We start from the raw sequence: 26,609 nt of genomic DNA, 5'->3' as shown, positions 1-26,609 counted from the left end.
CTTATTGAGTAATATACCAGCTACAGGTTTTAATATGAACTAATAAGAAAAGTTCTGGCAGTTATTGAATAAGTACCATTAGTTCTAATGGTGGATCTCCTGTCACAGAACCAAAGATATAGATAAGATGTTGCTTTTGAGGCTGTAGGGGAAAGCGAAACGATGTGAGATAATCTCTATATGGGTAACCGTAAATACAGCCTTGAAGCATACTAGGCGAAAGATTCATCCATTTACTCGATTGCTTGTATTGTATGAGTGGCAATTCCTCACTTTTGGGTGCTAATATTACCGGTTTGAATGATGGACCATCAGCTACCAGATGAATAAATTTTGCATTGAGTGAATTTGGTATAGCGATACTAGTTGGTGTATCAGTATATTTCATGTCATTTGCTTCACCTGAGAGTGCGATATTATGCAATGTTTCGGGGAGGACTTCAATTTTTCTACTAAGTAAAGATGAGACCATGACGTCAGTTGGATAAATATCAATATGGTAACTAGAGGCAGGTAATGCAAGTTTATTAGTCAATTGTTTATAAGAAATTTGTTTGTATATCTTGACACCATTTATAAAGATATCTATCATTTTGCTACTTGAAGAGAGATGAAAGAATTGGATATAGCCTAATGCATCTAAGTTCTGATTCAGTAGTTGATTGGCAGGTGACGACATTTTTTGTAAGACCTTTTGCTCTGAAGATGATTGCTGCACCATTAGTTAAGCCAACCTCCTTACTTATGATTTTTCATTATTGTATTCATCGAAATGTTTAATGCGCTAAAAAATTATAGAGAAGAGGGTTTCGGAGACCATAAGTAGAAATTGAAGGTTGTTTATTTGCATCTACATCCACTTTTCTTTATCTTAGTGTTACAAGCTATTTCTTTAAGAGCTAAGGAAAATAAAAATGAGGTGTGACAAGATGGCGAATAATAATGAGGAAAAAGCGACATTTGCCGGTGGTTGTTTTTGGTGTATGGTTAAACCATTTGATGAGTTACCGGGCATTAAAGCGGTAATATCTGGTTATACCGGCGGTGATAAAGAAAATCCAACTTATGAAGAGGTTTGCTCGGAAACGACTGGTCATTATGAAGCGGTGCAAATCACGTTTGATCCAACGATTTTCCCGTATGAAAGATTACTTGAACTGTATTGGCAACAAATTGATCCAACCGATACTGGTGGTCAATTTTACGATCGGGGCCAATCTTATCAGACGGCTATTTTTTATTATAATGAACAGCAGAAACAATTGGCCGAAGCTTCAAAAGAAAAATTGGAGAAAGAGGGGCCCTTTAAAGATCCAATCGTGACAAAGATATTACCAGCAAAAGCTTTTTATCCTGCAGAAGAGTATCATCAACATTATTATAAGAAAAATCCAACTCATTACCAGGGTTACCATCAAGGCTCAGGTAGAGCAGGGTTTATTAAACAAAATTGGGGTGAGAAAAAAGATGAGTGAGAAAAAAGATTTGAAGAATAAATTAAATGAGATGCAATTTTATGTCACACAAAATAATGGTACGGAACCGCCATTTAGAAATGAATACTGGGATGAATTTAGAAAGGGAATTTATGTTGACATCGTCTCAGGTAAGGCGTTATTTAGTTCAACTGAAAAGTATGATGCAGGCTGTGGTTGGCCAAGTTTTACTAAACCAATAGAAGAGAAAGAAGTATTAGAAAAAGAAGACTACAGTCACAATATGGTTCGAACGGAGGTTCGTAGTAAGGAAGCTGATTCTCACTTAGGTCATGTGTTTAATGATGGGCCAGGTGAGAATGGATTAAGATATTGTATTAATTCGGCCTCTTTAAGATTCATACCATATGAAGATATGGAGAAAGAAGGCTATGGGCGTTATCTGAAATTATTTGCTGAAGAAGCTTAATATAAGTGTATTTAGACCAAGGGGGATTCACTTTAGTTGAATCCTTCTTTTCATTTCCCAAGAAATCTTTTTCCGCTTGTGGAAAGGTTTTGAAAATGGTAAATTTATTGTAAAGTAAATATTATTTAAGAGGTGATGGATGCATCCATGAATGATCAAATGTTTAAAAAGAACTATTCGATGCAAACCTTACATAAAGCATTACAAATTTTACGATCTTTTTCTTATGAGCATAAAACTTTGTCATTAACAGAATTACATAAACGTACGGGTCTATCTAAACCTAGTTTGCAAAGATTGCTTTCTACCCTTGTTTATGAAGGCTTATTACATAAAAATGAAGAAACAAAAAGATATCAGTTAGGATTAGAGTTATTGTTTTTAGGTCATTTAGTAGAAAAAAACTCAAGTTTTTTAAACATAGCCGCCCCGGTAATGAAAGAAATGTGGGTGAAAATAGAAGAGTGCATTAGTTTAAATGTGATTGAAAACGAAAAAAGAAAGTGTATAGATTTTATCGCAAGCAGTCATCAACTACAAACAATGATTACGGTGGGACAAGAATCACCACTATATGCAGGCGCTTCAGCAAAAATATTATTGGCTTATTTCCCAGCAGACATCCAAAGAGAGTATTTAGCAAAAATCCAATTCAAACCTCTTTCAAGTACGACGATTATTGATAAAGATGTCTTATATGAGGAGCTACAATCTATTCAACAAAGAGGATATGCCAAAAGCAATGGTGAAAGAGTGAAAGGTGCGATTTCATATAGTGCACCGATATTTAATCCTCAAAATGAAATTTTAGCAAGTATATCTATTACCATCCCGTCTGTTCGTATTGATGATTATGAAGAAGAAGAGCTAGTTGAAACTGTCATTGAAGGAGCCAGGATTATAACAGGTAAGATACAGAAAAATTAGACTGATGTTATTTACTTCAATATCCCCCCATAATCATTTAATTTATCGCGCCATATAGAATGTACATGTGCTTGTTTTTTATTGGCAACGCCCTCTTTACTATAGATTTCAATCCAAATTTGCGGTCCATCAATACGAAAGTAGCTACCCGGTCGCTTGATTGAAGTTGAACCAGCCCAAGCAATCGTCGTTTTCTGAAGTTGTTCCTGAGATAAATACGTGTGTAGCAATGCCTTTCTTGCTTCATAAGGTGCATGAGCGACCCATTCCTCAATCATGTGTTTTACTTGTATTTGTTGCTCCGTATTTAGATTTTTTATAAGTAAACCTTCCTGAGTGGGAAACGATTGGTCATATCCGGGGCCAAGTAAAATGTCGTTAAACTCATCATTAAGTTTACTTTGCTGTTTTTGCTCATTACATAAAGATAATAAGAGTGCATGGACAGCATTTATTTTTGCATTCATTGGATGATACGTACGATTATTTATTTGAAAAATACGAGGTTGCGTCCCCGTAAACTCAGGGGTAATCGTCGTTTTTGAACGGTTAATGAAAATATTCTCTGCAAGATGATGCCCTGTTAGTTGAATCATCCAAGGTTTTGTATAGGAAGGGTTTCCATGTATAGAGAAATAATATTCTTGTGCCCCCCATTTAAATGGAGGGTTCTTGATTGTTGTTGATAAAAAGTAATCAGCTTTAATAATTTCTGTCATATGTTCAAATCCAAGCGGACTGAGATTTGCTTGAAGTAATAACATGGCGAGTATAAAACTTTGTGTATTTAGTTCAGACAAGGGAACGCCATTTCTACTTGCTTGATTAATAGGTAGATTAGACCATTTATGTGCAATAGTCTTATTTAGTGGAAGGATCATCTCTTCTTTTTGTTCTTCATTTAAACTTTCGAAAAGTTGATGTGCAAGTTTAACTGATTCTTCCTTACGCGTAATATGGGGTTCATCTAAGATATGGTTGAGTTGTTCAAGAATGTAATCTTGTTCTTGTAATTCTGCCGCTGTTGGAGCAAAAGAGGCAAGCACATGATTGGAATATATGAAGGCTATGAAAACGAGTAATACTAAACATCGATACATGAGAAAAACTCTCCCTGTCCTTTTTTTGTTAATGTGTGTAAAGGAAGGAGAGCTCATTCACTTATTTTGAAAAACGGTCTAGTTCGTACCCTCGGTTATGATCGTTGAAAGAAATATTTCCGCTTTACCCGATTCATTAAAGATGGATTTTTGCTTGGATACAGTAAATGTAACTTGATGAATACCTTTCTCTAAACCGCTTGATATATATAGATGCCTTTCTTTTTCTAAAGGCCACCACGTTGATAATGTTCGTACAGGCTGACCGTCAATATAAATATCGAGCATGCCTCCTGCAGGGTGACTCTTCACTTTCATCCCGAGAAAAGTTCCAGAGAAGGAAAATTTGATTGTTTCTCCAGCAGCTTCACTATACCAGTAAATACCTTTATATGGATGACTGGCATGTGTGTAGGCAGAAGATTGTTGTAAGGCGATATTTACGTCATCATGAAGAGGAGCAGCTAGTACAGCTATTTGCGTGTCCTGATTCATCAAATTTTGTGTTTCTTGAAAAATCGCTTCGGCATAAAGTTGATAGCCTCTATCGTTTGGATGTACAAGGTCTGTCGTTAATTCAAAGGCAGAATAAGTTGATTCACTAAATACAGGACGTAAATCAATATTCTTAGCTAAATAATGGGCTGAGATATCTGTGATCTTTTGAATGAATAATTCATTATCTAAAGGTGATTCTGTTAATGTATATATTTCTGTATCAGGATAATCTTTCTTTACTTGTCTAAGAAGTCCTTCATAAAATTGGGCAAACTGCTTTTCATTCATATATTTTCGGTCATTTTCCCCGAACACAATAAAAGTTAAATCGATGCTTCCTAGGTGCGGAGTGGCGTTCAGCTTATTTAACCCTTCAAAAGCAGTGCTTCCGCTTTGTACAACCATATGACGCTTAAAATCAACATCATATGTATCTTTCATTTTATTTTCCCATATTTGAAACCATCTTTTATTTGGCTCTGATGCTCCTGATCCTCTACCAATACTATCACCGATGATTAAATAGTTAATTGTTTTTTCGCTTCCTACTTTTTCATAAAAATTCTCTACTGATTGATCTCCCTCCACTTTAGGTTCTTGAAAGAATTGAAATAAAAATATAAATCCAATACATAACATGGAACATAGGAGGAGTGATTTCCTTTTCATTCTTTGTACTCCTTTAAATATGACAATTTTAGATTACCCAATTTATCTTGTAATTAAATTGTATGAGATGAAAACGCTTTACGTCTAGAGGAAAAAGAAAAAAACTGACATTCTAAAAAAATTGGGCAAAAACACATGCAGGACAAGAACCTATGTCATATGATGATTTTGAAAATGCCTAAAACAAAAAGAGGAGTGGAATAATTATGAATTACGGATATGGATGCGATCCTTGTGCTCAACAAGTTCAACCTTATTATAGCTATCCAGTAGGTGGATACGGTGGTTGTGGAAATGGAGCATTCGGTGGCTTTGCGTTAATTGTAGTATTATTTATCTTGTTAGTAATCATCGGTGCTAGCTGGTGTGGTAACTGGTAATAATAAAGAATAAGGAGGGGCTTTTAGGAGTCTCTCTTTTTTTCATCAACATATTTGTCAGTGAATAACAAGTGGAAAATCGTTGAGTGATTATAAACAAGATTTCATGTATCTTGTCGAAATTAGATGAAAATTACGGTAAAATAGAAAGAAAAAAGTGGATGTGTACATAGATGTTTCCAAAGAGATTACAATCAGGAGATGAAATCAGAATCATTGCTCCTTCAAGAAGTATGGCTGTCATAAAGGGTGAACAAAGAAGATTAGCAGAAGAACGGTTAGCTAATTTAGGATTTAAAATAACATATGGTCAATATGTCCTCGAACATGATGATTTTTTTAGTACAAGTATTGAGCAAAGAGTGGCAGATATACATGATGCGTTTCGTGACCCGAATGTTAAAGCGATTATAGCTGGTATAGGCGGTTATAATACCAATCAATTATTAAAATCAATTGATTATTCATTAATCAAGAACAACCCAAAGGTTTTTTGTGGGTATAGTGATATAACAGCATTGCTAGCTGCCATTCATCATAAAACGGGCTTAATTACATACTCCGGCCCTTTCTTTGCTGATTTTGGTATAAAATATGGGTTTGAATATACACTCAATAGCTTCCTTCAAGCAGTAACGACTGATGGCATGTATGAAATTGAACCTTCGGATAAATGGAGTGATGATCCATGGCATCTGGAGCAAGATGAAAAGCAGTATATAGCATCCGAAGGCTATCTTGTTCTTCAAGAAGGAGAGGCAAGCGGAAAATTAATAGGTGGAAATTTATCAACATTAACGTCTTTACAAGGGACAGAATATATGCCTTCATTGAAAGGTGCGATTATCTTTATAGAGGATAATGAAGAATCACATCCCTTTCTTTTTGAACGGGGGCTGCAATCTTTGCTACAGCAAAAAGATGCGAATGAGATAAAAGCGATACTTATCGGGAGATTTCAAAAGGAATCACAGGTTACAGATTATTTCTTAAAGAAAATGATTGAATCGAAAAAGGAAATTAGCGGTGTTCCAATTATTGCTAATATTGACTTTGGACATACAAATCAAGCAGCGACGATTCCGTTTGGGTCGTATGCTACCATTAAAGCGGAAAAAGAAGATGTGGAGATTTTTGTAGGTGAATAGATAGGGAAACAGTGTACTCATGAAATTGGGTATACTGTTTTTTTATTCGTTAAGTCATTAATACACAAATCAAGCTGACTTCACACTTAGAGCCTCCGTCAAATCCCTCATTCAATTCATAACAATGGCAACTAAAATATTCTTTTAAATCTTTAAGAAAGTTTTACATTTCTCAAACATACAATTGAAATAAAAACATAAATCAATCTGATTCGCCCGCTCCAAAAAAATAATAATACTTCATTGCTCGTTTACCTCACATGTTATTGGTAGGTTTTAGCGGGTTTTCTTTATGTACGTTTAAATGCTCGATTAGTAAGGGGGATGGGGATGGACCGCACATATTTAATCAAACCTGTAATAGATGCAGAGTATCCAATGATTGATTATGGCAAGGGTGTATATTTGTACGATAGTGAGGGGAAGGAATATCTCGATGCTTCATCTGGAGCGATTACGGCAAATATCGGTCATGGAGTTCAGGAAATTATTGATGCAATGACAGAACAGGCTAAGCGAGTATCTTTTGTATATCGCTCACAGTTCACAAGTGAGCCAGCAGAAAAGTTAGCCAAGAAAATAGCAAGTTTATCCTTCCCAGAGTTGAATTGGTGTTTCTTTGTCAATAGCGGGTCGGAAGCAACAGAAACTGCCATGAAAATTAGTATTCAATATTGGCAAGAAAAAGGTGTGATGACCAAGACAAAGGTTTTATCTAGATGGATGAGTTATCACGGAATCACTTTAGGTGCACTTTCTATGTCAGGGCATACTGGGAGAAGAGCGCGGTTTATTCCCCTATTAGAAGATTTTCCAGTAATTCAACCTCCTTATTGTTACAGGTGTCCGTACAATAAAGAAGCTCCTGAGTGTGGTTACCTTTGTGCAAATGAGTTAGATAATATGATTAGAAGGATAGGGAGTGAGCATATTGCTGCTTTTATAGCGGAGCCGATCATTGGGGCATCGGGGGCAGCTATCACTCCACCGCAAGATTATTACAAGATTATTAAAGAGATTTGTGAGCGCCATCAAATCTTATTTATTGCGGATGAAGTAATGACGGGATTTGGACGCACAGGTACAATGCTCGCTTGTGAGCAGTGGGGTGTTGAACCAGATATCGTTACATTAGGTAAAGGGATGGGGGCGGGATACACGCCGATTGCTGCTACTTTAGTCGGTGATCATGTGATGGAACCGATTGTCTCAGGTTCTAAGACCATTATGGGAGGGCATACTTTGAGTGCTAACCCTCAAGCCTGTGCCGTTTCACTCGCTGTCATAGAATATTTAGAAAAGAATAAAATTATACCTGAAGTAAAGAAAAAAGGTGAATATTTAAAAGCAAAGTTATTACAGCTACAAAAAAGTTTTTCATTTATCGGGGATATAAGGGGAAGAGGTTTAATGCTGGGGATAGAGTTTGTCCAGAACTTTGTAGAAAAGAAGCCATTCCCTAGGGCGATGAAAGTAACCGAAAGTATGATTAGTATTGCTCAACATCATGGGTTACTTGTTTATCCTGCTGGAGCAGGTTCAGACGGTGTGAATGGAGATGCAGTTATGATTGCCCCCCCTTTGAATATTACTTTTAAAGAAATGGATGACTTAATTCAACGCTTGCAAGAAACCTTACAACAATTTACGAACTTTTATTTAAAAGAAGTCGAGTTAAAGTTAGAAGGTGATGAAGAGTGAAACAGGCACTCAATAAAGTTTCATCTATTGAAGAAGTGGATCACTTATTTTTTGACGGTATGACATTAATGTATGGTGGTTTTGGTGGGGTAGGATCACCGCCGACACTGATTGAAGCGATTAAGCAAAAAGGGGTCTCACAGTTAAAGCTTATTGGTAACGATACTGGGTTTCCTCATATTGGTATTGGAAAAATCGTTAGCCTCGGCCGTGTGTCCCATATAATTACTTCTCATATCGGCTCTAATCCGATTGCAGGCCAATTAATGACAGATGGGAGGATGGCGGTTGAATTTTCTCCACAAGGGATACTGGCAGAGCGTATCAGAGCTGGCGGTATGGGGTTACCAGGGATTTTATCAGATATTGCAATCGATAATGATATCGTACAAAAGGGCAAGGTTTTTTGTGAAATCGCTGAAAAGCGCTATATGGTTGAAACGGCGTTAACAGCGGATATTAGTATCGTTTATGCTAAGAAAGCAGATACATTTGGTAATCTCATTTTTGATAAAAGTGCAAGAAATACGAATCCCCTTTGTGCGATGGCAGGAGACATTACCATTGCTGAAGTAGAAGAAATTGTTCCAGTTGGAAGTTTACAGGCAGAAGAAATAATTACGCCTGGTGTATTTGTTGATTATATCATCCAATCTGAGGGGGTTGACTGGAAATGGGCTTGGCAATAGAAAAGCGTAATCGTATGGCCAAAAGAGCAGCTGCAGAAATCAAATCTGGAATGGTTGTGAATCTCGGCATAGGTATACCCTCATTAGTACCTAATCATCTCCCTAGAGATTTTGCCGTCATGTTTCATGCCGAGAATGGCATTATTGGGATGGGACCGAGCCCCATCCATGGCGAAGAAGATGAAAACTTATGCAATGCCGGTGGATTTCCTGTTTCTTTAGTTACAGGTGGTTCTTATTTTGATAGCGCGCTCGCTTTTGGCATGATTCGTAGGGGTAAGGTGGATTTAACCATTTTAGGATCATTACAAGTGAGTGAAACCGGTGATTTAGCTAATTGGATTGTCCCGGGTAAAAAGGTACCGGGGATGGGGGGGGCAATGGAGCTAGCCCAAAAAGCGAAAAAAGTGATCGTCGTCATGAATCAAACGGATAAACACGGTCAATCGAAAATTGTGCAAAAATGTAGTCTTCCTTTAACCTCAACTGCTTGTGTCAATATGGTTATTACAGATATGGCAGTTTTTTCGGTTGAGAAAAATCGTGGATTAGTTCTTCATGAGGTCTTTAAACCTCATACTATTGATGAAGTATTACAACTTACTGATGCAACTGTGTCACTCCATGACAAGATTATTTTTTCATAGGGCAAAGGAAAATACTTAGCATTAGCGAATAACTGAAAAGAAAGCACTTTTTCCACATGATTTAACCTTTTTCACCATCGACGATATCTTTAAAGGAGTGGGGCTTCGATGAATGAAGATTTAAAACTCAAAGACTGGTTAAATGAAAATCGAGCGAGGGGTACACGTTTTTTACAAAGGCTTGTTCAAGAAAAAAGTACGCGTGGAAACGAGAGTAGTGCACAAGCAATTATTATTGAAAAATGCCGTAAATTAGGGCTTGCCCTCGATATATGGGAAATTGGAGATGAAGAGCTGCTTAAACATCCTGCTTATTGTTCTGATAGAAAGGATTATAGTGGTAATCCAAATGTAGTGGCTGTTCTAAAGGGCAAAGGAGACGGCAAATCAATCATTTTAAATGGTCATATTGATGTTGTACCAGAAGGGGATATAAATGACTGGACAGATGATCCGTTTAGTGGGCATATCCAAGAAGGTAAAATGTACGGTAGAGGTACAACAGATATGAAAGGTGGAACAGCCGCATTACTACTCGCTTTAGAAGCGATTATTGCTTCAAATATTAAACTGAAAGGTGATGTTATCTTTCAAAGTGTGATAGAAGAAGAAAGTGGAGGAGCAGGAACATTAGCAGCTGTTTTAAGAGGTTACCAAGCGGACGGCGCAATCATACCAGAGCCTACTAATATGAAAGTATTTCCAAAGCAACAAGGGTCAATGTGGTTTCGTGTATCTGTGAAAGGTAAATCAGCACATGGTGGCACCAGATATGAAGGAATCAATGCCATTGAAAAATCGATGTTAGTCATAGAAGGACTTCAGCAGCTAGAGAGAGTGCGAAATGCGAGAATTGACGATCCTTTATATGAAAATATACCCATCCCTGTGCCAGTGAATATTGGCAAAATTAAGAGTGGAGATTGGCCATCTTCTGTACCGGATATAGCTATAATTGAGGGCAGGATCGGTGTAGCTCCTCATGAGAGAATGGAAGACGTAGAAAAAGAATTAGAAGCGGCCATTGATGAGGTGTGTGTGAAAGATGGATGGCTATCAGAAAATATACCAAGTATTGAATGGTTTGGAGGCAGGTGGCAACCGGGGAATCTAGAAAGTGATCATCCATTAATCACTACTGTCGGTAAAGCTTTTGAAAGGGTGACAAATAAAGAAGCAATCATTGAAGCCTCTCCGTGGGGAACGGACGGAGGCATCTTATCAAACGTTGGTCATACACCGGTTGTTGTCATTGGTCCAGGTGTCACAGCTTCTGCTCATGATGCTAATGAATATATTTTTTTAGATGATGTATTTGAGGCTGCTGAGGTAATTGCCCTCTCCATTGTTTCATGGTGTGGCATGGTTGAAGAGTAAATAGATAGTTGCTTAGGTTAGTTGTTGGTTGCAGTAGGGTAAATAATAGATAAACAAACAATATTAAAAGATTAGTAGGAGGCAATTTAGATGCAGCAATTATTATGGATTAACGGAAAACATAAAAATACGCAAACGTTAAAAGCACTAAAAAGTCCTTATAACCAAGAGGTAATAGCAGAAATCGCTCAAGCTTCATCAAATGAAGTAGAAGAGGCGATAGAATCAGCAAATGAAGCGGCGAAAAAAATGAGAGAAATGCCTGCTTATCAAAGAGCAGAGATTTTAGAATCTGTTGTTGAACAATTAAAGGCGCAAAGACAAAATTGTGCTGAGATCATTGCAAAAGAAGCAGCAAAACCGATAAAAGCGGCATTAGCAGAAGTAGAGCGGACCATTATGACCTATCGATTTGCCGCTCAAGAAGCAAGGAATATCCAAGGTGAAACAATCCCTATGGATGCGGCTCCAGGAGGAGAGGGAAGGGTGGCTTACACTGTTCGCGAACCACTTGGAGTTATTGCTGCGATTACCCCTTTCAATTTCCCTATGAATCTTGTTGCTCATAAAGTTGGTCCTGCAATTGCAGCTGGAAATGCTGTTGTGCTTAAACCAGCAAGTCAAACTCCGCTATCAGCCTATAAAATCGCCGAAATGTTTCAAGAGGCAGGTCTTCCAGCAGGTGCGCTCAATGTTGTTACAGGGAGCGGGAGTATAATTGGCGATGTTTTCACCAGTGATGAACGAATTGCGATGATTACTTTTACGGGCTCGCCTGCAGTTGGAAAATCAATTAAAGAAAATGCTGGTTTAAAAAGGGTGACGCTTGAATTAGGATCCAATTCAGCTGTTGTTGTTGATGAACATACAAATATTGAAAGAATCGTACCTCGGATTGTTGCTGGAGCTTATAATTTTCAAGGTCAAGTGTGTATTTCCGTACAAAGAGTCTTCGTTCATCAAAATGTTTTTGCTTCTTTTGTGAAAGCCTTTGTTGCTGAAACCAAAAAGCTTAATTTAGGAAACCCCCTCGATGACCGAACAGATGTATCAGCTTTGATATCTGAAGACGATACAGTGAGGGCTTCAGCATGGATTGATGAAGCGATAAGGAATGGTGCTGAGTTAGCATATGGAGGAAGAGAAGAAGAGGGTGTACTGCAACCAACTATATTATTAAATACAAGGTTGGATGATAAAGTTTCTTGTGAGGAAGCCTTTGCCCCGGTCGTTCATATTAATGAGTTTGCTTCATTTGATACTGCACTTGATTGGGTGAATCAATCTAAATATGGGTTACAAGCAGGTGTGTTTACAAATGACTTGCAAAGAGCGTTTCAGGCTGCGAAAAAGCTGCATGTTGGTGGTGTGATGATTAATGATTTCCCAACATTTAGAGTAGATCATATGCCATATGGAGGCGTGAAGGAAAGTGGAACAGGTAGAGAAGGAATAAAATATGCGGTGGAAGAAATGACTGAAATGAAACTAGTAAGCTTTCGCTTAGCGTAAGGAACCAAATGAGTGACAGAATATGAAGGCTCGGCGATAGCCGGGCTTTTTCTATAATGGAGGGCGAAAAATGGTTGAAATTATACAGGAAAAACTGTGTACAAATCATTACGTAATGGACGTTGTAAAGGATTTCTATAATAAACGAATAAGGATTGATGATTATCGTGGTGATATGTGCGCAATTATAAAAAAAATAACTGAAGTTTCCGATGAACATGAGATTGAAAAGGTAATAATTAAAGCAAGAAAGGAGGATTTTGAAACGCTGATACAGAATGGTTTTCTATGTGAAGCTACCATAAATCGCTATTTTCTTGGGTCTGATTTATTCTTTTTCTGTAAGTATTATCAAACAGAAAGAAGAAGAAGTGATGACTGGATAAAAGAAGATGAGATTGTTGAAAATGTTTCTAAATTGTCAAAGGAGTTTCAAATAAATATCCCACCCGCAGACTATCAATTAAGAAGAATGACAGAAAATGATGCCAAAGGGTTGGCTACACTTTATCGGGCTATATTTGAAGTATATCCAACGCCTCTTCATGACCCCGAGTATATTAAGAAAACAATGAATGATGGTACGATTTATTTTGGTTATGTTTATGCAGATGAAATTGTAAGCGCTGCTTCAGCAGAAGTAAATAATGAGTATAAAAACGCAGAGCTAACGGATTGTGCTACTTTAGTGGAACATCGTAAGCATGGACTAATGAAAGTGTTATTACAGAGATTAGAGAAGGAACTTGCAAATGATGGAATCTTTTGTGCTTATTCGATTGCTCGTTCTTTATCTTTTGGTATGAACGCAGCCCTACACCAATTAGACTACGTCTATCGTGGAAGGTTAGGAAAGAATTGTTATATTTTTAATAAACTCGAGGATATGAATGTTTGGGTAAAAGATTTATCAACAACGATTTTAAAATAATTTGCCCAAAAGTTGGCAGTGTATGACAAATTTTCGGCACCTCATCTGTATTTATGGAATAGAGGGGGAATGAGATTGACAAGCGAGTACGGTATTTCTAAAGAGGTCTTATCTGCAATTTTAAATAGCATAGACGAAGGGATTCATGTTGTTGATCAATATGGCTATACGATCTACTACAATGAGATAGCGGCCAAACATGATGGTTTAAAAATAGAAGAAGTGTTAGGAAGACCACTTTTAGACGTTTTTCCCTCGTTAAACAAAAATACGAGCACATTGTTTAATGTCATGCAAACTCAGCAACCAATGATCAATGAACAGCAAAGTTATGTGAACTTATATGGAAAACAGATTGAGACCGTCAATACTACTTTACCGATCGAGCTTGATGGGAAAGTTGCTGGTGCGGTTGAAATTGCGAAAGATTATTCGCGAATTAAAGAACTGAATGATAGTTTGATTGATTTAAGATCAAAAGTAAAAAGCAAAAGAAAAACAGCAACAAGTCATTCACATGCAACCAAATATACCCTTGATAGCTTATTAACAAAAGATGAGAAAATGATAGCGGTAAAAAACGAAGCAAAAAAACTAGCCCGTTCACAGTCACCGATGCTTGTAATTGGGGAAAGTGGAAGCGGAAAGGAATTATTTGTTCAAGGAATACATGATGCATCACTCTCGGCAAATGCTCCCTTTATTGCACAAAACTGTGCTGCTATTCCAGAATCTTTATTAGAAAGTGTCTTATTCGGGACAACGAAAGGAAGCTATACTGGTGCCATGGATCGGCCAGGATTATTCGAGTTGGCTGATGGGGGCACATTATTTTTAGATGAGATTCATGCGATGCCTATAGAGCTACAAGCGAAGCTATTACGTGTGTTAGAAGATGGTCAAGTGAGGAGACTAGGAAGCACAACAAACACATATGTGAACTTTCGCGTCATTGCGGCAATGAATATTCACCCTCAAATTGCCCTGGCAGAAGGGAAAATACGAGCAGACTTATTCTATCGTTTAAATGTACTCACGTTTGAATTATTACCTTTAAGAGAAAGGAAAAAAGACATTGTTTTCTTAACTGAACATTTCATTAAGCAATATAACGAGCAATTTTTAAAAAATATTACAGGTCTACACCCACAAGTACAGCAGTTTTTTTTCAAGTACAAATGGCCAGGAAATGTCAGGGAACTTAAGCATACGATTGAATATATGATGAATGTGTGTAATGGATCAACCCTGACTATTCAAGACCTCCCTCTAATGCTTAAACAATATGTAAAAGAAAAGAAGGACTCTACTAAACAAACTGACTTTGCCCTGCGTCCCGCTTTAGCCAAATTGGAGAACCAATTAATAGAGGAAGCCATCAACCAGACAGAGGGAAATATATTAAAAGCAGCTAAATTGTTACAAATTCCAAGGCAAACGCTTCAATATAAACTACAAAGGCTTGAAGTGATATCAGGTGCTAAAGAATGATAGGGGATGACTAAGCTTTGACATAATAAATGTTCTTCTTAAAGTGCCGAATAATCGGCATTTTTTTTATGATCACCATTTGTTAAGAGCCCTTCTATTAGCTGTTCCCTCCATTTGTATCCACTGTGTAGGTGTTCGCATATCTTATTCTTAGAATGAAATAGTTGGCATGGCTTTTGCATAATAAAATTGACGACTACTTTGAAGGGGGAAATCATGTGAAACAGTTTTTGTATAAGCCAAAAAGGCATTGGAAGGATATCGAACTTTGGAAAGACGTACCTGAGGAAAAATGGAACGATTGGTTATGGCAACTAACCAATACGATAAGAACGTTAGATGATTTAAAAAAGGTTATTGATTTAACGCCTGAAGAAGAAGAAGGGGTTAAAATATCAACGAAAACCATTCCATTGAATATTACACCTTATTATGCCTCACTTATGAGTCAAGATGATCCACGCTGTCCGATTCGCATGCAATCTGTACCCATTTCAGAAGAAATTCATAAAACCAAATATGATTTGGAAGATCCACTTCATGAGGACGAGGATTCGCCTGTTGCTGGATTGACTCATCGTTATCCAGATCGTGTCCTCTTCTTAGTAACTAATCAATGTTCTATGTATTGCCGTTATTGTACAAGGAGAAGGTTTTCCGGTCAAATTGGCATGGGTGTGCCGAAGAAACAATTAGATGATGCAATTGAGTATATTAGAAACACACCTGAAGTTCGTGATGTCCTCATATCTGGAGGAGATGGTCTATTAATCAACGATAAAATACTTGAGTATATTTTAAAAAGCTTGCGAGAAATTGATCACGTGGAAATTATTAGAATTGGTACAAGAGCACCTGTCGTATTCCCGCAAAGAATCACGGAGAATCTATGTAATATTTTGAAAAAGTATCATCCAGTCTGGTTAAATACCCATTTTAATACATCGATTGAAATTACTGAAGAATCGAAAAAGGCTTGTGAAATGTTAGCAAATGCTGGTGTGCCAGTAGGTAATCAATCAGTTATTTTGGCAGGAATCAATGATAGTGTAGCAATTATGAAGAAACTGATGCATGACTTAGTTAAGATTAGGGTAAGGCCGTATTATATTTATCAGTGTGACTTATCTGAAGGGATTGGCCATTTCCGTGCACCTGTTTCAAAAGGGTTAGAGATTATTGAAGGCTTGCGAGGTCATACTTCAGGATATGCTGTGCCAACCTTTGTGGTCGATGCGCCAGGAGGAGGAGGGAAAATTTCTCTTCAGCCGAATTACTTGATCTCACAAAGTGCTGATAAAGTAGTCTTAAGAAACTTTGAGGGAGTAATTACGACTTATCCAGAGCCTGAAAACTATGTCGCAGGTAAAGCTGATGATTATTTCCAAGGTGTATATGGAGATATGGAAGATATGAAATCAAAAGTAGGTATTGCGGGCCTATTGAATGATGAAGCATTTAATCTTGTCCCAGAAGGACTATCAAGATTAAATCGTCGTGATAATTATGACCATGATCCATCTCATAGTAATTTGAAGAATCGTAGGGAAAAACGTGACGAGTTAAAAGAAAAGAAATACCAAGCAGAACAAAAGAAAAGGTCAGAGTCGGAAACGGCAGCTTCTAATGAGTGAGGTGATAACAATGCATAGCCATTGTACATGGTGTGATAGTAAGCATATTGAAGAGACAAAAGCCAGTGTGTTTTGGGAGCTCCCAGATGGCACGAGAGCAATAGAAATTACCCAAACACCATCTATTTTGTGCCAAGACTGTGATATGGAATATCAACCTGATGAACAAGTTAAAGAAATTGAAGATCAACTTTTTTTAATTGATACGAAAACAATAGATAAGGAGATTTCTTTTGCTGAATTGATGGCTAGACCACGATTGCTTAAGAGAAATTATTTTGATTTCTCTCATTTAGATTAACCTAATGCTTGATTTGTTATTAACTTTCCTTCATGATGTAGAAAAACGGATTAAAGGAAGTTGGTACGATGGCAAAATCTTTTTATCATTTTTTAATGACCTACCGCCATCCTGAACCAAAGGATGAAATAAGTATTTTTGCAAACGATGCTTACCTTGATCATAGTTTTCCTAAAATGTCTAAGAACTATCAAGAAATCAGTTCTTACCTTGAGTTAAACGGATCTTATTTAGCAACGATGACTGTCTTTGATGAAGCGTGGGAACTATATAATCATAAGGGATAAATGCTTAGTGTTACTCAATTTCTTCGCCTATGATTCTATTAATATGGTGTAGACTTACGTTTTATATAAGAGAGTAGGAAGTAAATTTAAAAGTACCTTATAGAGTAGATACGTAAAAGATCTACCTAAAGGTGCTTTTTATTTATAATTGACTTGGGTATGACCGCCGTGTTTTATACTCCCTAGCTAGTAACATAATATCTTTGATAGGATCAAGGACCATAATCTTCATATGAAGTGAATGACATGTTTATTTAATGAATTGCCTATAATAATGGAAATATAATATTAAGAATAAATTGACAATTACAAATAGTTTTAATAAAATGTTAGTTAATAAGCTAGGCATACGCCCAAATCTTCGTTAGGAGGGGTAATAGAAAAGAGATATATTTAGAAAAAGCTGTAGGAATAGCTTGGTGTTTATACGCCCGTTTGCCATACCTTAATCATAAGGGCGAATATATCAGTATTTTTTTAACTTGTTATATAACGTCTACATACATGTATAAATGTATGGTGGAGTTTGAAGTTTCTAAACCAAAAGAAGTTGGGAATTTAAACTAAGGGTGAAATGAGACTTATTAAAGAGCTTATCCCAATAGTTTTCCTGAAAAAAATTTTTTTAAGTTTATATATAACATCTATATACATGTATATATGTGAGGAGAGTTATGATGACTATTAATCGTGAAAGTTATATACCTTTATATAAACAAATTGCTCAAGACCTTCAAAGGAAGATTGAGAATAACATCTTTGAGCCAGGACAGAGATTACCTAGTGAACATGAATTAACAGAAGAATATGGGGTAAGCAGATTAACGGTTCGAAAATCAATAAAACTTTTATTGGAAGAAGACCTAATTATCATTCAACAAGGAAAAGGTATGTATGTTAAATTTCCAATCATTCAAACGGACATTATGAACGATGTATTAGACGTGCAAAACTTTAGAGGATTTTATGAAACTTTAACAGGTCAAGGTCTAAACGTGAAAATAAAGTTAGTCAAATACGGCGAAGAAGAGATACCAAAAAATATTGCCGAAGCACTAGAATGCTCGATGGATACTAAAATACGTACAATATACCGAATATTTTATTTGAAAGATATGCCGATCGCTTTTAACATTACCTATTTATCCCCTGAATTAGTTTTTACAGAAAAGATGATCGATGAAGTGGAGCACCAACCATTAAGTACATTGTTAAAAACAAGCCAAGATAATTCTCTGCTGGGTCTTGAGGAAATAAGATGTTCAATAGGGGTACGTCCTGTTTCGAAGGAAATAGCAAATAGGCTAAACGTCCCTAATAACCAGCCTCTAATGACATTAAGCCGAGTATTTTACTATAAAGATGCTTCTCCTCTTGTAGCAGGGCTCATGTATCTAAATACAGACTGTTATCAATTCACTATTAGAAGTAACAGTAAAGATAATAATGATAAGCCGACTTTAGAGATGTTATCAATTTACTGATAAAAAATAAATTTAAAATTAGGGGGGAATATTTTAATATGAAAAAAATGAAAGCGCGTTCATTCGTTGTTGTTTTGCTAGTTACATTAGTAATGCTAGTTTTATCCGCGTGTAATTCATCAGATGTTGCATCTTCGTCTGAAAAAGCAAAAGAAGAAAATGAAGGCTTACCAGAGAATTATCCTAATAAATCTATTGATGCACTTGTTGGTTTTGCTCCTGGTGGTGGTCAAGACCTAATTATGCGTACAACGGCACAAATTTTAAATGATGCAGAGATAATAAAACAATCTTTTGTCGTCACTAATAAAACAGGTGCTGGAGGTCGTATTGCAAGTGAAGAATTAGCGAGGCAAAATAGTGATCCTTACAAGTTAATAGTGATTCCTGAATATGGTCCAGGTTGGGACCCAAGACTTAGTTTAAAGTTTTCTGATTTCCAACCTATTGCTTCCCTGGCTACTAGTGAACTATTTATCTATGTCCATAAAGACTCCCCATATGAAACGATAGAGGAGTTGTTAAGTTCATTAAAATCGGAGAAAGATGTAACTATTGGTACACTCGGTCCAATTGATGGGGGTGAAGCCTTTAAATGGGATCTAATCAAACAAGGTGCAGGTATTGATAAATTAAACTTCGTTCCAATGGAAGGGGCTTCTGAAGGCTTGACGGCTGTACTCGGTGGCCAAATTGATACAACCTTAGGTGTACTTCCATTAATTAATGACTATATCAAAACAGGTGAAGTGCGAGTGTTAGCTGTCCTTTCAGAAGAACGTTCTAAAGATTTACCAGATGTCCCGACTTTAAAGGAATCGGGAGTGGAAGTTGCTTTCCATCGATATACAGGAATTTGGACAGGTGGGGACGTTTCAGCTGAGGTTGTTAATTATTGGGCAGAAAACCTAGAGGAAATGACAGAAACAGATACCTGGAAAACATTTTTAAAGAACCGTGGTTTGTCTCCTTATTATCTAAATACGGAAGAATATACAAAATTAATTGAAGAAGAAGGAATAGAGTTTAAAAAATATTTGGAAGATTTAGAAAAATAATTTTCTTGTAATTATTAAATTTCATTTCTCGAAAGGAGGTTTCGTATGTTCGTTGAGCGCTATTTTGGATTGTTTTTACTGTTTATTAGTATTGTTTTTCTCATCATGTCGTTTGGTTTACAAGTATATTCGACTAATCTGGGTGCGGTTGGAGCAGGCTTTTTTCCACGAATCATTTCCATATTATTATTCCTGCTTCTTTGCTTCCACCTTATGCAGATAATGAGATTAAAGAAAAAAGAGTCAGAAGAAGAAGTCGATAAAAAAATCCGATTTCAACAAGTTTTCATTATCCTCTTTCTTGCAGTGACGATTGGATTATCACACTTCATTGGCATGCTAGCAAGTATAGGGGTGTTTATGTTCACCATTTTAGCATTTGTGCAGAAAATACCTTGGTTTAAAGCGTTTACCTTTACCATTGTTGTTTTGATTTTGATGTATTTGATTTTTGAATTGTGGTTAGATAGTCCGCTACCATTGGGTATTTTTGGATGAAAAATAATTCATTTCTGGGGGTGAGATTTTGTTATCGGAATTATTAACTGGATTTACAACGATGCTTTCAAGTCCAGAAGCAATGCTCTGGTGTGTAATTGGTGTAACTTTAGGCACAATCATCGGTGCATTACCTGGCTTGGGTCCTATTACCGGCATGGCCCTTCTGTTACCTTTAACGTTTAAGATGGACCAGTTAAGTTCTTTAATTTTATTAATGAGTATTTATTTAGGATCGATGTATGGGGGACGGATTAGTTCAATTTTAATCAACGTACCTGGAGATGGTGGCGCCATTGTGACAACATTCGATGGTTACCCATTGGCGAGAAAAGGAAAAGCCGGGTATGCCTTAACATTAAGTGCGATTGCTTCATTTGTTGGGGGCGTTTTTGGGTTTGCAGGTATGGTATTTTTAACCACCATCCTTGCTAGATATGCACTCATGTTTGGACCCACGGAATATTTCTCACTCATCTTATTTACGTTGATTGTAGCTTGTGGGTTAACGCAGAAAAATCCATTAAAACCAATTATCGCTACATTGTTAGGTCTGTTACTATCAACTATCGGAACAGATATGGTTACAGGTGAGGAACGTTTAACTTTTGGCTTTGTGGAATTATGGGATGGAATGAATATCGCTGTCATCGGTATTGGGCTTTTTGGTATTTCAGAAGTACTGTTTAGGCTTGAAGAGAAAGTAACTACAAGAGGGATGAAGACAGATATAAAATTCTCCTCTTTATTTCCAAAAGTAAGTGAGGTTGTTAGTAACACGGGTTCGATGATAAGAGGATCAATTATCGGATTTATCGTAGGGGTTTTGCCAGGACCCGGTGGTCTTCTATCCACGTTTTTGTCTTATACTGTCGAGAAAAAGTTGTCGAAGAAACCTGAGGAATTTGGAAAAGGTGCCCCTGCTGGATTGAGTGGTCCAGAAGCTTCCAATAATGCGTCAGTAGGTGGTGCACTTATTCCTACATTTGCTTTAGGTATCCCTGGTTCCGCTTCTGCAGCCATATTGATGGGGGGACTCCTTATGGTTGGCTTACAGCCTGGGCCGCTTTTATTTGAAAATTCTTCAACCATCGTGTGGGCATCATTTGCAGGCTTTTTCATTGCAAATGTATTGCTGTTAATATTAAACGTTGCTTTTGTGCCTGCCTTTGCCTTTTTAATCCAAAAAATTGAACTGTTCCTAGTTCCATTTATTGCTGCATTTTGTTTTATTGGTGTTTATATGATTAATTATAGTTTTTTTGATATCTGGCTTATGATCATTTTTGGACTGCTAGGTTATTTTTTTAGAAAAACGAATTTCCCGTTAGCACCGTTCTTTTTTGCATTTATATTAGGACCAATGCTTGAGGATAATCTTAGGAAAGCAATCTTGACTGCCACAGGTGATTTAACCGTATTCTTTAAAAGCCCGATCTCACTATTTTTCCTAATAGCAACAGCTATCGTTCTAGTACTTCCACATATAAGGAAAAATAAAACAGAAAAAGATTCTTCCACTAAAAACATGTAAATAGGATAAGGAATCGTCATCGTTTGGTTTTATATAAGATGTATATAGATGTCTACACATAATCAGGAGGGAGTATATATGGTGATAACGAGTGAATCACAAGAATTACTTACTAAAATGCGTGACTTTATTTATAATGAGCTACTACCATATGAAAAAGCAATGAATATTAAGACGGAAGAGGTCATTCCGAACGAAGCTATTCAATGGGTGAGAAATAGAGCCATTGAATTAGGTTTTTATGGGATTACTCTACCACACGAATATGGTGGTCAAAATGTAAGTTTAAAAGAGTTATGTTTGCTAAAAGAAGAACTAGCTCGGTCAGGGTCTGCTCTATGGGGATTTGTTTTAGGTGAAAAAGGCGGTGTCCTTAGAATCGGGCAGATGCTTGAATCATTCACAAAAGAACAGATTGAGAAGTATGTTAATCCATTAATTAGAGGGGAAACGAGTTGCTGTTTCGCTCTAACCGAGCCAGGAGCAGGTTCAGATGCAAGAGCAATCCAAACGACTGCCGTAAAAGATGGAGATGGATACATTTTAAATGGTATCAAGCACTTTATTAGTGCAGCACCATATTCAGATTTTGCTATTGTAATCTGCAAAGAAGTCGTTGAAGAAAAATTTGTTGGCATAACGGCCTTTTTAGTTGATAAAAAAACAAATGAAAAACCGGGTTATGAATTAGGTGAGACACAAATTCCCATTTCAGGAGAACGTGGAACAGGGGAACTGATTTTTAATAATTGTCGAGTACCTTCTGAAAATATTCTTGGAGCATCAGGGAAAGGATTTTTACTTGGAATAAAAAGGATCAGTCAAAATCGAGCCATTTGGGGGGTTACATATATTGGGGTGGCTCAAAGAGCATTAGATTTATCGATTGAAAGAGCAAATGAACGAAAGCAGTTCGGACAGTCAATCGGTGAGTTTCAAGCTATTCAACATATGCTAGCGGATATGGCGACAGAGATTTATGCTGCAAGGTGTATGGTGTACGATGCTATCGACAGAATCGAGAGTGGGGAAGATAATCGAGCAACTGCCTCAATGGTAAAACTGTTTACATCTGAAGTGGCTGGACGTGTGTTGGACAAAGCCGTGCAAATCTTCGGCGGCCAGGGGCTTTTGAAGGGCCATCCAATTGAACAAATGTATCGTACGGTAAGAATGTTTAGAATTTTAACTGGTACTTCTGAAATTCAGAGAAATACAATTGCGAAAGAATTGTTACAGACAAAGTAAAAATAAAATAAAGGATAGGTGATTCTGATGAGTATAGAGACTATTCAAGGTTATATGAATAAAGCATTAAAACGATTTGAAGAGCATCCTGCAGTAACATTCATGTCAACAAATGAAACCTTAACCTACCGTGAATTACGGAAAGAAATAGACAAAATTGCCAGTTTTTTAGTTCATTTAGGTGTAAAAAAAGGGTCGCACGTTGCTTATCTCATTCCAAATAGTATAGAATTCGTTCTATTTAGCCAAGCTGTTGCTCGCTGCGGTGCAACTTCAATTCCAATGGGTGTTAAGTTAGGCGTTCGTGAAGTTGACTTTATTTTAAATGATTCTGATACGGATTTTGTCATTATGGCAACGGAAATGCATATGAAAACAGTATTGAAATATGTAAATGATAAAAAAGAGCAACATCAATCCGTAAAAGTACTGGGATTGGCGGGTTTTAATCTAAAATACCCTGAAGAATTTACTACGGTAAGCAGACAAGAGGTTCAAAAGGTCGAAAATGTGTCGTCATTCCCAGACATGTTACCTGAGGATATCTCTATGATTTCCTATACCGGGGGGACAACAGGCAGGCCAAAAGGTGTTATGCACTCTCAAGGAGGAAAAGCTGCTGCACTTATTGCGAGCTTCATAGAGTTTCCAATGGATGATCGCGATAAAGTGTTATTAACAACCCCGCTTCAGCATTCAGCGGGAAGTTTAATGCTACGGGCGTTAGCTGGTGGAGCGCATATTTATATTGATACTTTTAAGCCCGATACATTTTTAAAGACGGTGCAAGAAAAAAAGATTACAGTTACATTCACGGTGCCAACTATCATTTACAGAATCATCGACAAAGTGAAAAAGGTGAAATTTGATGTTAGTTCTTTACGAAGCATTCACTACGGTTCTTCGCCAATTTCTTCCGAAAGATTAAAAGAAGCGATGGAGCTGTTTGGACCGGTATTTGTGCAGCAATATGGAGCAACTGAAGCGAACGTTCTTATCACAAGAATGCACAAATTCGATCACGTACGGGCATTAGAGACAGGTGCTAAGTTTCTCCAGAGTTGTGGAAAACCTTGTTTAATGACCGAGATTCGAATAATAGACGAGGAAGGTCAAGATGTTAAAGCATACGAAAAGGGAGAAGTGATTTTAAAATCACCGTACTTAATGGAAGGCTATTATAAAAGGCCCGATTTAACATTAGAAGCAATCAAAGATGGCTGGTTTCATACAGGAGATATTGGACAATTCGATGAAGAAGGTTTTTTGTATATCGTTGATAGAAAGAAAGATATGATCATCTCAGGTGGAATGAACGTCTATTCTGTTGAAGTTGAAAAAGTTGTTAATCAACATCCTGCAGTTGTTATGAGTGCATGTATTGGCGTACCGGACCCAGATTGGGGCGAACTAGTAACAGTTTTTGTTGTTTTACGTGATGGGCTGAAGTGTTCCGATGAAGAAATTATTGAGTTCTGTAAAGCGCGGACATCTAGTTATATGGTACCTAAAAAAGTCTATTTTAAAGAAAATTTACCATTAACTCAAATAGGAAAAATTGATAAAAAAGAATTGAAAAAGGACTTCTGGAAAGATAAAGAAAGACAAATAAATTAAAAAGTATGAGAAATCCTATCTCATCTCTTAATCTAGGAGGTATATTAAATGTCAGGTACTGTTCCGACAAGTCATTTATCCAAGCTCCCAAAGAATGCTACTACTGTGACAAAAAAAGCTAACAAGGATTTTTTTGAATCTCTAAATTTTGAAAACAAGCAAGATTATGAAGATGCAGATAGGGGTCTAATTGCTCCGTATGAAAATAGGATAAAAAATTTAAATATCCAAAATCAGCCATCTCCTGAAACTGTAAATCCAAGCTTGTGGAGAAATGTACAATTACAGGCAAAATCAGGTCTTTATAAAGTCGTAGAAGGTGTGTATCAAGTTCGCGGACTTTCGTTAGCTACCGTGATTTTTGTTGAAGGGAAAAGCGGAGTCATTGTCATTGATACTTCATCTAGTAATTCTGCTGCAGATGCGGCCATTGAATTATATTTTAGTTATCGACCTAAAAGGCCAGTTACTGCAATTATCATCAGCCAAAGCCATGCTGATCATTTTGGGGGTACACATTCAATTCTTCAATATGCTGAGACATCCACAATTCCAATTATTGTCCCTGAACATTTTACACAAGAGATGTTCAGTGAAAATGTCCTATTAGGTCCAATAATGTCTAGGCGTGCATCCTATCAGTTTGGTATAGGGTTACCAGTGGGAGAAAAAGGGTTTTTATCCGCAGGCATCGGAACTGTTTTCCACTCAGGTAATGGTTTTGAAATGCCTAATAGAGAAATAAAAGAAGAGATTGAGCAATTAACAATAGATGGTATTAATTTCGAATTCCTGTTAACACCAAATACTGAAGCACCAGCAGAAATGCACTTTTATATTCAGGATTACAAAGTATTATTTGTATCAGAAAATGTTAATAAAACAATGCATCAAATTTATACGATTAGAGGGGCAAAAACTCGCGATACGCTAGAATGGGTGAAGGCAATCGATAAAACCATTGATCTTACTATGAGTAAAGAGATTGATGCTTTAGTCATGGCACATGCCTGGCCAGTATGGGGAAAAGAGCAAGCTTTAGAACATTTAGTATTACAACGTGACCTTTACAAATATATCCATGATCAAACCGTTCGTCTAGCCAATCACGGGTATACAATGGAAGAAATAGCAGAAGAGCTCAAGCTACCTGAGACGTTGGACCAATATTGGGGTAATCGAGGATACTATGGTACTTTAAAGCATAATTCTAAAGGGATTTATAATTTCTATCTAGGATATTATAGTGGCCATCCTTCTGATTTGGATCCACTTCCCCAAGTTGAATCAGGTCAAAAATATGTAAGTTACATGGGTGGCTCTGCTCATGTGGTCAAACAAGCGAAAGCAGATTTTGAAAACGGGCAATATCGTTGGGTTGCTCAAGTATTAAAACATGTAGTGATGGCAGAACCGGACAATAAGGAAGCAAAAGAGTTATTAGCAGACACCTTTGAACAATTAGGATATCAGGCCGAATCAGCTAATTGGCGTAACGCTTATCTTATCGGTGCGTCAGAACTAAGAAATGGGACTAGGAAGAAGGGAGCAATAGCAAAAGGTCATTCGGGAATGATGCTTAAAATGCCGTTTGATGAATTCTTTAAATTACTTTCTGTAAGATTAAATGGTCCGAAAGCAGCAGATAAAAAAATGATCATGAATGTTTCTCTATCAGATGTAGAGGAGAAATACACCATTTATCTCGAAAATTGTGTATTAAATAAGAGAAATAAACTAGATGATAATCCAGATCTTTCATTCATTAGTAATAAGGCAACATTTTATGCGATTGTAAATGGAATCCTTGACCCAAGGGAAGCTGTTACTTCAAACAAACTAAAATTATTTGGAGACCAAACAAAATTGGATGAATTTTTAAACCTACTCGATCATTTTGATCAGTTTATTAATATTGTAACTCCTTAATGGATAGGGCAGAAATGCCCTATTTCTTATCTTAGGCAGTACCA

Annotated in this window: 25 protein-coding genes; 22 read left to right on the top strand and 3 right to left on the bottom strand. The window is 36.9% G+C overall.

Annotation, left to right across the window (positions count from 1 at the left end):
• Positions 1-61: 61 nt before the first annotated feature.
• Positions 62-721 (bottom strand): DUF4397 domain-containing protein, encoded by a 660-nt coding sequence (locus tag MKX67_RS14095; protein WP_307313227.1) that lies wholly within the window; start codon positions 719-721, stop codon positions 62-64.
• Positions 722-929: 208 nt separating this feature from the next.
• Between MKX67_RS14095 and msrA the strand changes: the two genes are divergently transcribed.
• The 3 genes from msrA (at position 930) to MKX67_RS14080 (ending at position 2,832) form a co-directional block, all read left to right on the top strand.
• On the top strand, positions 930-1,475 hold the full coding sequence (gene msrA, locus MKX67_RS14090) for a peptide-methionine (S)-S-oxide reductase MsrA (protein WP_342488373.1): 546 nt from the start codon (positions 930-932) through the stop codon (positions 1,473-1,475).
• The gene (msrB, locus tag MKX67_RS14085) at positions 1,468-1,905 is read left to right on the top strand and encodes a peptide-methionine (R)-S-oxide reductase MsrB (RefSeq protein ID WP_342488372.1); all 438 of its coding nucleotides are present in this window, start codon (positions 1,468-1,470) and stop codon (positions 1,903-1,905) included. The genes msrA and msrB overlap by 8 nt, the downstream gene beginning before the upstream one ends.
• 147 nt (positions 1,906-2,052) lie before the next feature.
• A complete protein-coding gene (locus MKX67_RS14080) occupies positions 2,053-2,832 on the top strand; it encodes an IclR family transcriptional regulator (protein ID WP_342488371.1) in 780 nt (259 codons plus the stop codon).
• 11 nt (positions 2,833-2,843) lie between these two features.
• On the opposite strand, the gene MKX67_RS14075 is transcribed toward MKX67_RS14080, so the two are convergent.
• Both MKX67_RS14075 and MKX67_RS14070 read right to left on the bottom strand, forming a co-directional pair.
• Positions 2,844-3,932 carry a DUF3500 domain-containing protein gene (locus tag MKX67_RS14075; protein ID WP_342488369.1) on the bottom strand — a complete coding sequence of 363 codons (1,089 nt, stop codon included), beginning with the start codon at positions 3,930-3,932 and terminating at the stop codon, positions 2,844-2,846.
• Positions 3,933-4,010: 78 nt separating this feature from the next.
• A complete protein-coding gene (locus tag MKX67_RS14070; RefSeq protein WP_342488368.1) occupies positions 4,011-5,099 on the bottom strand; it encodes a GDSL-type esterase/lipase family protein in 1,089 nt (362 codons plus the stop codon).
• 206 nt (positions 5,100-5,305) lie between these two features.
• Here MKX67_RS14070 and MKX67_RS14065 point away from each other — a divergent pair, with 206 nt between their 5' ends.
• The 19 genes from MKX67_RS14065 (at position 5,306) to MKX67_RS13975 (ending at position 26,565) form a co-directional block, all read left to right on the top strand.
• Positions 5,306-5,479 (top strand): YjcZ family sporulation protein, encoded by a 174-nt coding sequence (locus tag MKX67_RS14065; protein WP_095372875.1) that lies wholly within the window; start codon positions 5,306-5,308, stop codon positions 5,477-5,479.
• A 173-nt stretch (positions 5,480-5,652) separates the two neighbouring features.
• A complete protein-coding gene (locus MKX67_RS14060; RefSeq protein ID WP_340975324.1) occupies positions 5,653-6,627 on the top strand; it encodes a S66 peptidase family protein in 975 nt (324 codons plus the stop codon).
• A gap of 330 nt (positions 6,628-6,957) precedes the next feature.
• The gene (locus MKX67_RS14055) at positions 6,958-8,328 is read left to right on the top strand and encodes an aspartate aminotransferase family protein (RefSeq protein ID WP_340975322.1); all 1,371 of its coding nucleotides are present in this window, start codon (positions 6,958-6,960) and stop codon (positions 8,326-8,328) included.
• Positions 8,325-9,017, top strand: coding sequence for a CoA transferase subunit A (locus tag MKX67_RS14050; protein WP_095372878.1), 693 nt, complete (start codon positions 8,325-8,327; stop codon positions 9,015-9,017). The genes MKX67_RS14055 and MKX67_RS14050 overlap by 4 nt, the downstream gene beginning before the upstream one ends.
• Positions 9,002-9,664, top strand: coding sequence for a 3-oxoacid CoA-transferase subunit B (locus MKX67_RS14045; protein ID WP_095372879.1), 663 nt, complete (start codon positions 9,002-9,004; stop codon positions 9,662-9,664). Before MKX67_RS14050 ends, MKX67_RS14045 begins: the two co-directional genes overlap by 16 nt.
• 108 nt (positions 9,665-9,772) lie before the next feature.
• Positions 9,773-11,041, top strand: coding sequence for a peptidase (locus tag MKX67_RS14040; RefSeq protein WP_095372880.1), 1,269 nt, complete (start codon positions 9,773-9,775; stop codon positions 11,039-11,041).
• Positions 11,042-11,131: 90 nt separating this feature from the next.
• Positions 11,132-12,553, top strand: coding sequence for an aldehyde dehydrogenase family protein (locus MKX67_RS14035; RefSeq protein ID WP_322909525.1), 1,422 nt, complete (start codon positions 11,132-11,134; stop codon positions 12,551-12,553).
• A gap of 70 nt (positions 12,554-12,623) precedes the next feature.
• The gene (gene ablB / locus MKX67_RS14030) at positions 12,624-13,484 is read left to right on the top strand and encodes a putative beta-lysine N-acetyltransferase (protein ID WP_322909524.1); all 861 of its coding nucleotides are present in this window, start codon (positions 12,624-12,626) and stop codon (positions 13,482-13,484) included.
• Between the two features lie 75 nt (positions 13,485-13,559).
• A complete protein-coding gene (locus MKX67_RS14025; RefSeq protein WP_322909523.1) occupies positions 13,560-14,975 on the top strand; it encodes a sigma 54-interacting transcriptional regulator in 1,416 nt (471 codons plus the stop codon).
• A 218-nt stretch (positions 14,976-15,193) separates the two neighbouring features.
• Positions 15,194-16,609, top strand: a complete 1,416-nt coding sequence (gene ablA, locus MKX67_RS14020; protein WP_095372884.1) for a lysine 2,3-aminomutase — start codon at positions 15,194-15,196, stop codon at positions 16,607-16,609.
• A gap of 10 nt (positions 16,610-16,619) precedes the next feature.
• On the top strand, positions 16,620-16,910 hold the full coding sequence (locus MKX67_RS14015) for a YokU family protein (protein ID WP_095372885.1): 291 nt from the start codon (positions 16,620-16,622) through the stop codon (positions 16,908-16,910).
• 68 nt (positions 16,911-16,978) lie between these two features.
• A complete protein-coding gene (locus MKX67_RS14010; protein ID WP_095372886.1) occupies positions 16,979-17,197 on the top strand; it encodes a YozE family protein in 219 nt (72 codons plus the stop codon).
• A gap of 677 nt (positions 17,198-17,874) precedes the next feature.
• Positions 17,875-18,681 carry a GntR family transcriptional regulator gene (locus MKX67_RS14005; RefSeq protein WP_180316956.1) on the top strand — a complete coding sequence of 269 codons (807 nt, stop codon included), beginning with the start codon at positions 17,875-17,877 and terminating at the stop codon, positions 18,679-18,681.
• Between the two features lie 38 nt (positions 18,682-18,719).
• Positions 18,720-19,739 carry a tripartite tricarboxylate transporter substrate binding protein gene (locus MKX67_RS14000; RefSeq protein ID WP_322909522.1) on the top strand — a complete coding sequence of 340 codons (1,020 nt, stop codon included), beginning with the start codon at positions 18,720-18,722 and terminating at the stop codon, positions 19,737-19,739.
• Positions 19,740-19,784: 45 nt separating this feature from the next.
• The gene (locus tag MKX67_RS13995; RefSeq protein WP_307313261.1) at positions 19,785-20,237 is read left to right on the top strand and encodes a tripartite tricarboxylate transporter TctB family protein; all 453 of its coding nucleotides are present in this window, start codon (positions 19,785-19,787) and stop codon (positions 20,235-20,237) included.
• 28 nt (positions 20,238-20,265) lie between these two features.
• Positions 20,266-21,771 (top strand): tripartite tricarboxylate transporter permease, encoded by a 1,506-nt coding sequence (locus tag MKX67_RS13990; RefSeq protein ID WP_095372890.1) that lies wholly within the window; start codon positions 20,266-20,268, stop codon positions 21,769-21,771.
• A gap of 78 nt (positions 21,772-21,849) precedes the next feature.
• On the top strand, positions 21,850-23,019 hold the full coding sequence (locus MKX67_RS13985) for an acyl-CoA dehydrogenase family protein (RefSeq protein WP_322909521.1): 1,170 nt from the start codon (positions 21,850-21,852) through the stop codon (positions 23,017-23,019).
• Positions 23,020-23,046: 27 nt separating this feature from the next.
• Complete coding sequence (locus tag MKX67_RS13980) at positions 23,047-24,636, top strand: AMP-binding protein (protein ID WP_322909520.1); 1,590 nt, start codon at positions 23,047-23,049, stop codon at positions 24,634-24,636.
• A 48-nt stretch (positions 24,637-24,684) separates the two neighbouring features.
• On the top strand, positions 24,685-26,565 hold the full coding sequence (locus tag MKX67_RS13975; protein ID WP_322909519.1) for an alkyl sulfatase dimerization domain-containing protein: 1,881 nt from the start codon (positions 24,685-24,687) through the stop codon (positions 26,563-26,565).
• The last annotated feature ends 44 nt before the right edge of the window (positions 26,566-26,609 follow it).

The organism is Cytobacillus sp. FSL W7-1323 (genome assembly GCF_038595015.1).
Taxonomy (GTDB): Bacteria; Bacillota; Bacilli; order Bacillales; family Cytobacillaceae; genus Cytobacillus; species Cytobacillus kochii.
Note: the sequence above shows the minus strand (reverse complement) of the source record. Positions and strands in the feature narration are given on the sequence as shown.